The organism is Pseudomonas fluorescens, from assembly GCF_040448305.1.
In the GTDB taxonomy this organism is placed as follows: Bacteria; Pseudomonadota; Gammaproteobacteria; order Pseudomonadales; family Pseudomonadaceae; genus Aquipseudomonas; species Aquipseudomonas fluorescens_BH.
Genome location: NZ_CP148752.1, coordinates 1,173,910 through 1,187,288, shown reverse-complemented (window position 1 = coordinate 1,187,288; position 13,379 = coordinate 1,173,910). Strand labels below are relative to the sequence as shown.

At 61.2% G+C, this 13,379-nt stretch carries 9 protein-coding genes; 4 read left to right on the top strand and 5 right to left on the bottom strand.

The window, feature by feature from the left end; all coding sequences use genetic code 11:
* Positions 1 to 134: 134 nt before the first annotated feature.
* Positions 135 to 5,366 carry a DUF6543 domain-containing protein gene (locus WHX55_RS05275; RefSeq protein ID WP_353742185.1) on the top strand — a complete coding sequence of 1,744 codons (5,232 nt, stop codon included), beginning with the start codon at positions 135 to 137 and terminating at the stop codon, positions 5,364 to 5,366.
* Positions 5,367 to 5,483: 117 nt separating this feature from the next.
* Positions 5,484 to 6,401: a transcriptional regulator MetR gene (gene metR, locus WHX55_RS05270; protein ID WP_007985733.1), complete on the top strand. Its 918-nt coding sequence runs from the start codon at positions 5,484 to 5,486 to the stop codon at positions 6,399 to 6,401.
* A gap of 121 nt (positions 6,402 to 6,522) precedes the next feature.
* Here metR and WHX55_RS05265 read toward each other — a convergent pair whose 3' ends face one another.
* The 5 genes from WHX55_RS05265 to WHX55_RS05245 all read right to left on the bottom strand — a co-directional run bounded on the left by WHX55_RS05265 (position 6,523) and on the right by WHX55_RS05245 (position 10,643).
* Positions 6,523 to 7,020 (bottom strand): GNAT family N-acetyltransferase, encoded by a 498-nt coding sequence (locus tag WHX55_RS05265; protein WP_353742184.1) that lies wholly within the window; start codon positions 7,018 to 7,020, stop codon positions 6,523 to 6,525.
* Between the two features lie 2 nt (positions 7,021 to 7,022).
* The gene (locus tag WHX55_RS05260) at positions 7,023 to 7,661 is read right to left on the bottom strand and encodes a LysE family translocator (RefSeq protein WP_150728087.1); all 639 of its coding nucleotides are present in this window, start codon (positions 7,659 to 7,661) and stop codon (positions 7,023 to 7,025) included.
* 23 nt (positions 7,662 to 7,684) lie between these two features.
* A complete protein-coding gene (locus tag WHX55_RS05255; protein ID WP_151214904.1) occupies positions 7,685 to 8,119 on the bottom strand; it encodes an NUDIX domain-containing protein in 435 nt (144 codons plus the stop codon).
* Positions 8,120 to 8,261: 142 nt separating this feature from the next.
* Positions 8,262 to 9,587 (bottom strand): APC family permease, encoded by a 1,326-nt coding sequence (locus WHX55_RS05250; protein WP_150757265.1) that lies wholly within the window; start codon positions 9,585 to 9,587, stop codon positions 8,262 to 8,264.
* Positions 9,588 to 9,821: 234 nt separating this feature from the next.
* On the bottom strand, positions 9,822 to 10,643 hold the full coding sequence (locus WHX55_RS05245; RefSeq protein WP_150754256.1) for a carbon-nitrogen hydrolase family protein: 822 nt from the start codon (positions 10,641 to 10,643) through the stop codon (positions 9,822 to 9,824).
* A gap of 124 nt (positions 10,644 to 10,767) precedes the next feature.
* Here WHX55_RS05245 and WHX55_RS05240 point away from each other — a divergent pair, with 124 nt between their 5' ends.
* Together WHX55_RS05240 and WHX55_RS05235 are read left to right on the top strand one after the other, a co-directional pair.
* Complete coding sequence (locus tag WHX55_RS05240; protein ID WP_150757263.1) at positions 10,768 to 11,568, top strand: LuxR C-terminal-related transcriptional regulator; 801 nt, start codon at positions 10,768 to 10,770, stop codon at positions 11,566 to 11,568.
* A gap of 165 nt (positions 11,569 to 11,733) precedes the next feature.
* Complete coding sequence (locus WHX55_RS05235; protein WP_353742183.1) at positions 11,734 to 13,353, top strand: FMN-binding glutamate synthase family protein; 1,620 nt, start codon at positions 11,734 to 11,736, stop codon at positions 13,351 to 13,353.
* Positions 13,354 to 13,379 lie beyond the last annotated feature (26 nt).

Genomic DNA, 13,379 nt, shown 5'->3' with positions numbered 1-13,379 from the left:
TTGATGAAGAGTGCCGGGCGGTCATCCGGTGTCAAATTCAGCCTCGCGATAACTATGTACCACCCGACCGTTTGGCGACTGCCTCCTAATGCCCGTCCCGCCGGCACGGTCCGGCCTTCTGGAGATTCATCGTCATGGTTGACGAAACCACACCCCTAACGGCCGATTTCGGCCTTGCCTTCCCTTTGCCCGCGAACCCGGATCAGGGTCTGACCCTGAGCGCCTCGGAACGCTGGAACGAATGCTGTGAGCAGTGGCGGGCACTTATGGCGCAAAACCCGCAGTCGCCGCTCGCCGGCACTTGGTGGAATGCCCGTGCGCGCGGTACGGATCAGTCGCGCAAGGCACAGGCAAACCGCTTGTACCGCCAGCATTTCGAGGCGTCGAGCCAATGGGCTTTTGCCCAGGGCATCCTGGATACCGAGCAGGTCCAGACATTGCAGGCGATCATCGACCCGCCCGCGCAGACAGCAACGCCTGCCACTCCAAAGATTTACGTCGAGCAAATGCAGTTCAAGGATGACAAAGACCTGTCAATCGAACTATCGGGCGCCTTGGTCATCACCCGGGACACGAAGCAACCGGTCGCTCAGTTGCTGTACTTGCCTTCCCTGCCATCCGCCTGGATGACCTTTGAGAACCGTGTCGATATGGAAAGCTGGCTGTTCGAACATCAGCCGCAGATGTTCGACCAACCCCGGCTACCGACAGGCACCCTCAGGGTTTATTACACAGAGCTTGAGCGCAGCGTGCTGCAGACCAGCGCTGAATCCTTGTGGGCACGATTGCCTGTCACCCCTGCCGATCGGCCGCGTAACGAATTGATCCTGGCCTTGCCCGCCACCTTGCCGGACGCGGATACCAACGAAGACGATGTCCTGTTCGGCCAGTTAAGCCCCGATATTCCACTGGGCATCCGTCGCCAGGCACTGGAGCAACAGCGCACGGCACTGGATGCCTTGTTGGGCGAGAACTTTCAGGGCGACCACACTGACCCGCGCCTGCAACGTCTGCAACGGCAAATGGATGCCCTCACCGCGACCGAGCAGGCCAGCACCACCGCCGCAACCGCGCTGCTGAACACCGACAGTGCGCAAAAAATGCTGGAACTGCGCCACAAAAACCGCCCGCACTACGCAACCCTTTACCAGGCGCGCCTGGACGGTCTGCGTGCCGAAGCTGAACTGCAACTGAGCCTGAACCAGATCAACACTGAAGAGCATCAGTGGCTCACTCGTGTGCTGGATGCCCCCGATCAAGCCCCAGCGGCCGATCTGGTGGTCGCACGCCTGGTGCTGTCGGCGACGGACACCGAAGGCGATACCCACCGCACGCAAACCGAGGAACTGGATGGTGTCCTGCTGTTTACCAAGGCCTCGGCGTTGCTGCCGGACTCGACCGACAGCCTGTTGCTCTACTGGCCCGGGCGCTTCGGTGGTTTGCAGCGTTTCAGCTCTCGACAGGCACTGGAACAGACCTTGTTCAAACGTCCGGCCAACGACAACACCCTGGCCCTGCACGTCTTGCCGCTGAACGGCCCGCCGTTTGAATACGCCTTGCAGACCCAGCTTCACAGCTGTGAACAACAGGCTGCCCGGATCATGGCGACCAATCCTGTGCCGTCTCATGCCAGCCAACGCGCGGCAGAGCTGGAAAAGCTGCGCGAACAGACCCTTGCCTGCCTGACCGTTCCCCAGTCCGCCGCCCGGGAGTTGGTGTACGCGCACATCCTCGAACAAAACCGCAGCAGTGCGCTGGCCGCCCAATTGCCGTCGTGGCATGGCGAACTCTCCGCCGTGCAGCGTGACCGACTCAAGGTGTCGTTCAAGTCCTACATCGCTGCGATGAAGCGCTCCCACGAGTGGCTGGAACGCGAGCTGCCACCTCGGGAAGCCTTCAGCAAGAAAGCTGTCGACGCCCGATTACGCCAGGACTTCGACCTCACTCAACAGGTGGAGGTGCTGCTCGACGTTCCCGATTCCACCACTTGGCGCAAAGTCGTCATGGAAGGCGCCGCGCCAGGCACCCCCCAGCAAAATGTACTGGTCGCCAGCGAGCAGCGCAGCAAGCTGTCTCTCGGCGACCTGGCGCTGAGCAACATCGATCAGGAAATGTGGTGGCGACTGTCGCTGATGCAGGTCGAGGTCAGCGGTGCCGACGCCGTACAACGGCAGAAAGTGAAAAGCGGCATCACTACGTCCTGGCTGCGCAAGCTGGTCACCGAGCTGGATGTGGCCGGGAAATATGAAACGCTGATCCGCGAGACCTTTCTCGGCTCCTCGACGGCATCGACGTTCAACAATGAATACCGGCACGAATGCCTGAGTGAACCCTGGCGCCTGATGCTGCGTTTGCAAGGCGAGTTCGCCGTGCTCGCCAAAGACATCAATGCCGATGGCCAACAGGTCCTGGACATCGCCATCGATGCCAACAGCCGTGAAGGCTTTAGCGCCAATGGCAAACGCATCGAACTGCTGCCGGCACACCTCACGGTGGGCGGCAAGGACACCCATGGGCAGGGGCCGACCACGCTGTCCGGCGTCACCTTTATCGTGGAGCAAATCAGTGGTCTGACCCTGCTTTATCTGCCCGACAGTCCCGACGGGGTTTTTCTGCGCCAGTTCGACAGCCTTGAGCAGGCGCGGCTGCGCTTGTTCAACGATTGCCTGCGCAGCTCGATGGTCAGCTACCTGGCCGACCGTGCCTTGAAGGGCGATGTCGCCCACCACGTCAGCCGGATCAACCAGGCCCGGTTGAAAAACTTCGACGGGCTGATCGGCGTCGGCACGGCCTGGCCATCCAGCACATCCCTGGCGGCGCATCTGCTGAATGTGCACATGGGCCGTTTGCTGGAAGCCCATCGGGCAACATCGCGCTCCAATGATGCGTTGTATCTGGAGCAAGTCGCTTTGAAGTCCGGCGCCATGTTCAACTACCTGAAAATGGCCCTGGGCATGCTGCCCTTCGTCGGTACGGCCATCGCCCTGTACGACGCCTGGAACAGCGCCAACCTAGCGGTGGCGGCCTTCCTGCGCGGCGATGTCGGCCATGGCCTGGCCGAGGTGGAGGCGGTGCTGTTGTCGCTGATCGACGCGGTCATGGACATTCTCCCCGGTGCCAGTGCCGCGCCCGCTGCCGCCCGCGCCGCCACGCGCAGTCGTCAGTGGCGGGCGCTGGGCAAAAGTCCGGGGGCCTTGCAGGTATCGACGCCACGCCAGGCACGGCGTGCCCTGGAACGCTTCAAGGGTTATGAACATGAAAAACCGCTTTCCCTCTCGGGCCTGCAACCGGGCACCGAGGGCCTTTATCGCAATGTGTATCGCCACGCCGACGGCGACTTCATGCTCAGCCAGGGCCGTATCTACCGCATCGAACTGGCGGGCAATCCGCCGCGCTGGCGCTTGAGCGGCACCAGCACGCGGACCTACAAACAGCCGATCGCCCTGGATGAATCCGGCCACTGGAACACCCACTACGCGGTATACGGCACCGTGATCGAAGGCGGCGGCGTGGGAGGTGGCGCGGCGCTTGGGCACATGGCCGATGGATTGGACCCACTCTGGCCGGTCGCCATTCGCCGCTGGCTGCCACGCTGGTGGACCGATCGTGCCTTGCGTCGGCAGTTGACCCTGAACAACACCGTCGACGCCAATATCCGTCGCCTCAAATCTCAAACCAGAAACACCGACTCCTTACTGAAGAGCTACTCCAAGCCTGAAGGTACTCAGCGTCCGCCTCTCGCGACTGTCGACCGTGCCTTTCTGGAAGATATCGAAGCCGCGCAGACCCTGTACCTGACTTTGGGCGAGTTGAAAGTGTTAAGCCATGGCAACAAGCGCGCCTTGATCAACAGAGACCAAAATACTTGCGCCGCGACTGTCTTTTACCGTCAGAACCACCGGATCGCCCTCTCCATGGAACGCCTGAATGAGTACAACGCAAGGATCGATCAGTTGGTCGATCGTTCGGGCGCAACGCCTAACACCAATACCTCCACACACTTGAAACTGCTGGCCGAGCGCAAGGAGGCCCGAATGGACTTTATCAAAGAGTTTGACCAGCAACACCAAGCTGTCGAAGACGCCAGACAATGGGTCCGTCGAATCACTCACTCCCCGCAAAAAGAGGAGGCGGCCAAGACCATGCAGCTTCTAAACGACACGCACAGTGACTCGACTTACCGTTACTTGAGGACGGCGTATGTCCTGGAGACCATCCCCCATTTTGAAGCCGTTGACGACCTTACGTGGCTTTACTTCCATGTGCGATTGAAACAATCCCGTGAAAAGGTCGGGCGTGTCCTATTCACCCAATATCAACTACCACAAGTCCGTTCCAATATCGGCCAGCGCAACCGCGTTTTCGAAGAATGCCTGACCACTTACCGCGAGTTCCGCCGCCAGCTTGGCGCTTGGACGCTAGGCTATCCGCAACACCTGGATATGGAACAAGTCCGTGCGTTTCTAGACGACCTCGACCAGATGGAAGCGCTCGCCCGCCATGCCATCGGAAATCGATCTGCAGCCCCACCTCCGACAAAAAGCACCGGAAAACAACTGTTCGAGACTGAAGACAACCGATTGCTGATTGGCGAACCCAGTACCGATGTCGTGACTCGGCAACAGCGCTTCACCATCGAAGATGTCGATGGCCGTACGGAAACCTGGCTGCCCCGCTCCAACGGTAAATATCACCTCAGTGAACCAGCTGTCTCCACGCAACCGGTATTGCCGACCGATGTCAGGCCGCTGCTGACAGAGGCCGGAAAAAGGCTGGGGGTCGCGGACGCCTATACCAACAAAGTCAAAGGCTATGCGCAGCAAAACATGCTGCCGGTCGACCTTGAGCACATGATGAGCAGCGAGGCCACGGAGTTGACCATGCGTGCCCGGGAGATCGAACGCTTGTCCCCCGCCGAGGCCGTGGCGCTGCAATTGCGCAATCGGGCGGATGAGATGTTGCGCACGGGGCGCACCCTGCGCATCGATCAAAGCATGAACAGCAAAACCCCGACAGAAGGTTATCTGGACTATCTGCTTGAACAGCAAGTGGTGGACATCCGCAAGGAAGGCGGTTTGCGCGACCTGGGCAAACGCCCGGACGGACGACGGGATTTCCTCCAGGAATACGAGGTGCGCAACCTGCGCAGCGAACCGGCGCAAACCCTGTGGTACGCGCACTTTCACTACACCTCGGCCAAGCCGCAATTCAGCGACTTCGTCAAAGGCCATCTGAAACTGCCGGAACAACGCAACCTGGGCCTGCAATGGCAGAAGGACGTGGCCGCCAGTGGCGGTACGGTCGAGGCGATCTGGCGCGGCGACATCGGCAAACCGCTGGGCAACAAACACTTTTCCATGCTGTAACGTAACAACGGCGGGGCACGCAATGTGCTCCGCCGTGCTTGTGGTCGACAGCGGCATCAACATGAGACAAACTCAACCTTTTCGATTTATCGACAAGTTTTCCTCATGGAGCCCCCGGTGCTTGAAATCCGTCACCTCAAGACCCTGCACGCCTTGCGCGAAGCCGACAGCCTGGTGGATGCGGCCGATCGCCTGCACCTGACCCAATCGGCCCTTTCCCATCAGTTCAAGGAACTGGAGGAGCGTATGGGCATGCCGCTGTTCGTGCGCAAGACCAAACCGGTGCGCTTCACCAGCGCCGGTTTGCGCCTGCTGCAACTGGCCGACGCCACCCTGCCGCTGCTGCGCGCCGCCGAGCGCGACATCAGTCGCCTGGCCGGTGGCACCGCCGGTCGTCTGCACATGGCCATCGAATGCCACAGTTGCTTCCAGTGGCTGATGCCGACCATCGACCAGTTCCGCGACGCCTGGCCGGAAGTCGAACTGGACCTGGCCTCGGGGTTCTCCTTCGCCCCGCTACCGGCCCTGGCCCGTGGCGACCTGGACCTGGTGGTGACCTCCGATCCGGTGGACCTGGCCGGGATCACCTATGTACCGCTGTTCACTTATGAAGCGATGCTCGCGGTGGCCAACCAGCACCGCCTGGCCAGCAAGGCCTATATCGTCCCCGAAGACTTGCTCCCGGAAACCTTGATCACCTACCCGGTGGAACGGGACCGGCTGGACATCTTCACCCGCTTCCTCGAACCCGCCGACATCGAACCGGCCCAGGTCCGCACCTCGGAACTGACGGTGATGATGATGCAACTGGTGGCCAGCGGTCGCGGCGTGTGCGGCATGCCCCATTGGGCACTGCATGAATACAGTTCGCGAGGCTATGTGAAAGCCAAGCGGCTGGGTGAGAAAGGCTTGTTCGCCACGCTGTATGCGGCGATCCGCGCCGACATGCTCGATGCGCCGTACATGCGTGACTTCTTGCTGACGGCCAAGGACACGTCGTTTTCGACGCTGGATGGTGTTAGCGCTGTTCGATAGAGCAACAAAAATCCCTGTAGGAGTGAGCCTGCTCGCGATAGCGGTCTGACATTCAATATCTGCATTGACTGACACGCCGCCATCGCGAGCAGGCTCGCTCCTACAGGGATCTTGGTGATCCTTAGAGCTCGCGCCACATATGGATCTTGTCGAAGTAATCCTCTTCCACCCGCACGGCCATCCGTTCCAGTCCGAACTGGATGAAACCGCAGCGTTGGTAGAGGTTGAATGCGGCATCGTTGCCGGCGGTGACGGTCAACTGGATCAGGCGCAAACCCGCGTGGGTCTGCGCCTCGGCCAATGCCGCCTGAACCAGTTGATAACCGAGCCCGCGCTGGCGGACCTTGGCGGTCACGTACATGCCAAACAGCGTCACCTTGTGCCGGGCCTTTTCCCGAGGCTCGAACGCAAGGCCGACGATGCCGGCCAACCGACCTTCTTCGAACGCCCCGAGCACCACGTCCAGCTTGCCGGTCAGGCGCGACTCCCACCAGCTCAGCGGCATCACCGCCCGCTCACGCACGCTCGAGGTGAAGGCCTGCGGGTGCAGGTCGTAGGCTTCGAGCATCAGCGCCCGGTAGTCCAGGGCATGGCTGGCATCCAGTCGTTCGATCCACATCCTCAAGCCATCCGTTTTTGCTCAAGCATCAGCCGCAGCGCCAGCGCCGACAACACGAAGCCCATGAAATAGCGCTGCATCGCCAGCCAGGTCGGATTGTTGACGAACCACGAGGCGATGCCCGCGGCAAACATGGCGATCAGCAGGTTGACGCAGAAACTGACGCTGATCTGGGTCAGGCCGAGGATGATGCTCTGGCTGAACACCGAACCGTGCTCCGGCGTGATGAACTGCGGAAACACCGACAGATAGAACACCGCGATTTTCGGGTTCAAGGCACTGGTCAGAAAGCCCATGGTGATCAGCTTGCGCGACGAATCCGGGGGCAACTGCTGCGCCTCGAACGGTGAGCGCGCACCGGGTTTGATCGCCTGCCAGGCCAGCCACAACAGGTACAGCGCACCGGCCCACTTCAACACCTCATAGGCCATTGGCACCGCCAGGAACACCGCGGTCAAACCGGCGGCCGCGGCAAACAAGTGCACGAAGAATCCAGCAACCACCCCAAGCAACGAGATCACCCCGGCCTTGCGACCCTGGCAGATCGAACGGGAGATCAGGTAGATCATGTTCGGCCCAGGCGTCAGTACCATCAGCAACGCGGCAGCGGCAAAAATCAGCAGGTCTTGAAGCGGGATCATGGGCGAGGTCCTTTGCGTGATGATCAGGCGATCGCGATCAGCGATGCTCGATAAAACGGCAGGATCAGGTCCCGTGTCAATGGCGCCAGGCTGATACCGCCATCGCTGGACGGGTCGATCCAGATCACTTCTTCGATTTCCGCCGCAGGCGTCACGTCGACATCGATGTGCAGCTGAAAAATCTCGGCGTGTACGACAAAGCCCGGCTCGTTGGCGGCCGGTGCCGAGAAGTGACCGAGGTAAACGGCCTGCACCGGGTCGATGTCCAGACCCAGCTCTTCTTCCAGCTCCCGGGCCAGCGCATGAACCGGCAATTCGTGGGGCTCGATCTTGCCACCCGGCTGCATGAACGCCGTGGTGCCGCGCTTGCGCACCAGCAACGTGCGGCCGTCAGGGCCGATCAATAAGGCAGCGGCAATGCGGATAGTCCCGGAGGCTTGCATGGAGTACGTCGACATAAACAGAAGGCCCTTGACTCAAAAGCGGCAAGGATCACATGTCCGCCCTGTAGGAGCGAGCTTGCTCGCGAAAACGCGTAAAACCAGATGCCCATCGGCGCCCTCAGGTTTATCGCGAGCAAGCTCGCTCCTACAGTTTCCTTTATGCAGCTTCCTGGAAATCCATCTCCGGCGGCTGTCGACGGAAACCGCCGGTCAACACCGCCAGGTACACCACGCCAATCGCCAGCCAGCTCAGGCCCAGGTAAATCGCCAGGTGATCGAGGCTGACCATCAGCCACAGATCCGCCACCAGACCGATGAACGGGAACAGCAGGAACAGTACGAATTCGCGCGGGCCTTTTTTCTCGCCACCGATCCAGTAATGGAAGATCACCGACAGGTTGACCAGGCTGAACGCCAGGAACGCGCCGAAATTGATGAACGAGGTCGAGGTGGTGACGTCCAGTTTCAGCGCCAGCAACGCCACCACCGCGCACAGCAGGATGCTGTTGATCGGCGTGCCGAAGCGTTCGTGCAAGGTGCCGAAAAACGACTTCGGCAGCACGCCGTCGCGGCCCATGGCGTACAGCAGCCGCGAACCGCTGGCCTGGGCCGACAGGCCCGAGGCGAACTGGCCGACGATCAGGCCGATCAGGAAGATCGAGACGAACAGGTCGCCACCGATGTTGCGGGCAATTTCATAGGCCGCCGAGTCGACGCTGTCGAACTGGAACGACGGATGGGCAATCTGCACGAAGTACGACACGCCGACGAAAATCAGCCCGCCGATCAGGGTGATCAGCATGATCGCCCGGGGAATGGTGCGGCGTGGATCACGGGTTTCTTCGGTCAGGGTGCTGACCGCGTCGAAGCCCAGGAACGAGTAACAGGCGATGGCCGCGCCGCTCATGATCAGCGGCATCTGCATGTCGCCATTGAAGAATGGCTTGATCGACCACAACGGCGTGCTCGCATCGCCACCGACGTAATGCACGCACAGCGCGACGAAGGCGATCAGCACCAGGAACTGCACCAGCATCAGCAAGGCGTTGATACCGTTGGCCAGTTTCAGGCCGACGATGTTGATCGCGCTGGTGATGCCGATGAACGCCAGTACCCAGACCCACTGCGGCACCGCCGGGAATGCGGAGTTGAGGTAGGCCGCGCCGATCAGCCAGATCGCCATGGGCAGGAACAGGTAATCGAGCAGCACCGCCCAACCGGCGATGAACCCGAGTTTCGGGCTGATGGCCTTGCGCACATAGCTGTAGGCCGAGCCGGCCACCGGGAACGCCGCGGCCATGCGCCCGTAGCTCATGGCGGTGAAGAACATCGCCACCAGCGCCGCGAGGTACGCGGCCGGCACCATGCCGGCGGTGGATTGAGCGAGGATGCCAAAAGTGCCGAGCACAATGATCGGCGTCATGTAGGCGATGCCAAACAGCACCACCGACCCCAGTGACAGGGTGCGTTGCAAACGAGCCATGAGCGACTACTCCGGATTTTATTGGATTTATGGCAGAGCCGAGTTCGGCGCAAGTTACGGGTGTTGCGTTGTTGTTTTTGGTCAGGCAGGTGTGTCGTCTGGGAGGGCCTCATCGCGAGCAGGCTCGCTCCCACAATGGGTCTTCGGTGAATACAAATTTTGTGAACGACTGATATCAAATGTGGGAGCGAGCCTGCTCGCGATGGCGCCAGCCCAGCCAGCACAGAACCCGGATCAGTTCGAAGGAATCAGCAGCTCCCGCAGCCCCCCCGCCTGCTCAATCACCTCCCCCGGCAACCTCAGCCGCTGATCATCCAGATAGCGATAATCCTGGCGCGCCGCCTTCAGCAGGTTCAGGTCCAGTTCGACCGCAAACTGCCCTTCCTCGCGTCCGGCTTCGAACAACAAGGTGCCCAGCGGATCGACCAATGCGCTGCCGCCGGCAAACAGCAATCCACCGTCACCCTCTTCCACCCGGTTGACCATCAGCGCAAACGCCTGGTTTTCCTGGGCGCGGGCCATGATCGCGGTGCGGTGGGTCGGGCCGTAGGGGTCCATGTTGCCGTTGGTGACGATAAACAGCTCGGCCCCCAGTTGCGCCAGGGCGCGGGCGCTTTCGGGGAATTCGATGTCGTAGCAAATCAGCAGGCCCACGCGCACGCCGTTCCACAGGCAGGTGGCGTAGCGATCGCCCGCCTCGTAGACACCGCGATCCGAGGCCCACAAGTGAGTCTTGCGGTATTTCAGCGCGATGCCTTCAGGAGTGATCAGCAGCGTGGTGTTGTAGAAACGGCCGTTATCGTTCTCGGCCATGCCAATGGCCACGGCAATATTGCGCTCGCGGGCGGCGGCGATTACCGCGCTGACGGACGGGCCGTCCAGCGCCTCGGCCACCTCGGCCACGGACTCGGCCGAAGGGAAACCCATCAAGTGGCCTTCGGGGAACAGGATCAGCTGCGTATCGGCTGCGCACGCAGCCATCGCCGCCAGGGTGCGTTCGAGGTTGTAAGCCGTGTCGTTATCACGGCCTGCCAATTGGGCGAGTTCGACCTTCATGGGTATTCCTTGTCATGGGCCGGGCGGCAGAAAGATTGCCCGGTCGGTGTCTGTGCGCCAGTATGCGCAGCAAGCAACCGGGCGGGGAATTACGCCGCTGGGGTAACACGATAGGGGTAGATGCATGACACTCTCGTTGGACGACATCGCCTGGCACCGCTCGGTGGGGCAACTGATCGACGCCCTGGACAAGCCCAATTTCTGGACCCAGCTTGTACGCCTGCTGGACCAGTACGTGCCCTTCGACAGCTGGGTGGCGCTGCTTTTCAGTGCCGATCAGCGCCCCCAGGTGTTCGCCGAATGCCCCGGCGAAGACGGCAGCCCTGACCAGTTGTTCCAGGATTACCTGCGCGGCCTGTACCTGCTCGACCCCTTCTACATCGCCTGCCGCGAGCAGTCGCGCACCGGGCTGTATCGCCTGTCGGAAGTGGCCCCGGAGCACTTCGAGCTGACCGAGTATTACCAGCGCTACTTTCGTCTGAATGTGGTGGCCGACGAAATCCAGTTCAATTGCCAGCTCGAAGGCGACCGCACGCTGTGCCTTTCACTGGGCAGTACCCAGCGCTTCAGCGGCCAGCAGATCGCCTTGCTGTCGTTGATCCAGCCGTGGGTGCTCGGCCTGTTGCGCCAGCGTCTACCCTATGAAATCAACGAAGTCGTGGCCCTGGTCCCCGCACCGCCGCAAGCTGATTGGCGGGTACAACTGGAGGCCTCGGTGCAGCAGCTCAAAGGCGCGCAGTTGACGGCTCGGGAGCTGGATGTCGGGCGTTTGATGCTCAGCGGTTGCTCCAGTAAAGAAATCGCCCGTAAGCTGGAAATCTCGGTCGAAACCGTGAAAGTCCACAAGAAACACATGTACAGCAAGCTGGGGATCAAATCCCAGTCCGAGCTGTTTTCGATTTTTCTCCAGGCACAAAATGCCTGAATGACCTGTGGAGCACTTTGCTTTTATGTGGGAGCGAGCTTGCTCGCGATAGCGGTGGTTCAGTCACTATCAATACTGAATGAAAGACCGCCATCGCGAGCAGGCTCGCTCCCACAGTGTTTTGTGTTTAGCCAAATTTATTGAGTCCGAACCCAAGGAAACCGTATGAGCCTGTCACTCCTGAGCCGCTACGCCTTCTTTGCCGTCTGCGTGATCTTCACCCTCGCCAGCCTGCCTTTTCTTGACTATGACTGGCTCTGGTCGATCACCACCGTCACCGCTGTCCTCAGCCTGATCGGCCTGTTCGATCTGCTGCAAAGCCCACACGCGGTGCGCCGCAATTACCCGATTCTCGGCAATATCCGCTACCTGGTGGAAGGCATCCGCCCGGAAATCCGCCAGTACCTGCTCGAATCCGACAGCGACGCCCTGCCCTTCTCCCGGGCCCAGCGCTCGCTGGTCTATTCCCGGGCCAAGAATGAAACCGCCGACAAACCCTTCGGCACGCTGATTGACGTGTACCAGTCGGGTTTCGAATTCATCGGCCACTCCATGCGTCCGGCGCCGTTGAGCGACCCGAGCAGTTTCCGGGTGACGGTCGGCGGCCCACAGTGCACCCAGCCCTATTCGGCGTCGGTGTTCAATATCTCGGCCATGAGTTTCGGCTCCCTCAGCGCCAACGCCATCCGCGCGTTGAACCAGGGTGCCAGGCTCGGCAACTTCGCCCATGACACCGGCGAAGGCAGCATCAGCCCCTATCACCGGGAAAACGGTGGCGACCTGACCTGGGAACTGGGCAGCGGCTACTTCGGCTGCCGCACCAGCGACGGCCATTTCGACCCGGAACGCTTTGCGGCACAAGCCCGGACGCCACAGGTGCGGATGATCGAAATCAAGATGAGCCAGGGCGCCAAGCCCGGCCACGGCGGCATCCTGCCCAAGCACAAGGTCACCCGGGAAATCGCCGAAACCCGCGGCATCCTGATGGGCGAGGACTGCGTGTCACCGTCGCGCCACACTGCGTTTTCCACGCCGATCGAAATGATGCATTTCATCGCACAACTGCGTGAGCTGTCCGGCGGTAAACCGGTGGGCTTCAAGTTCTGCCTCGGCCATCCGTGGGAGTTCATGGGCATTGCCAAGGCCATGCTGGAAACGGGCATCCTCCCGGACTTCATCGTGGTGGACGGCAAGGAAGGCGGCACCGGCGCCGCGCCCGTGGAATTCACCGACCACATCGGCGTGCCGATGCGCGAAGGCCTGCTGTTCGTGCACAACACCCTGGTGGGCTTGAACCTGCGGGACAAGATCAAGCTCGGCGCCAGCGGCAAGATCGTCAGCGCCTTCGACATCGCCAGCGTGCTGGCCATCGGTGCCGACTGGGCCAACTCCGCGCGCGGCTTCATGTTCGCCATCGGCTGCATCCAGTCGCAGAGCTGCCACACCAACAAATGCCCGACCGGCGTCGCCACCCAGGACACCCTGCGCCAGCGCGCGCTGGTGGTGCCGGACAAGGCCCAGCGCGTGTTCAATTTCCACCGCAACACCCTCAAGGCCCTGGCGGAAATGCTCGCCGCCGCCGGCCTCGAACATCCGTCGCAACTGTCGGCCAAGCACCTGGTGCGACGCATGTCGGCAACCGAGATCAAGCTGTTCTCGCAGCTGCACGTATTCCTCAAACCGGGGGAGTTGCTGACCGGCGAAGTGAACGGCGAGTTCTACTCGCGGATGTGGCAGATGGCCCGGGCCGACAGTTTCGAGCCCCATGACATAGCGGCGGCATGACCTCGCCACCCCGATCAAAACCGCGT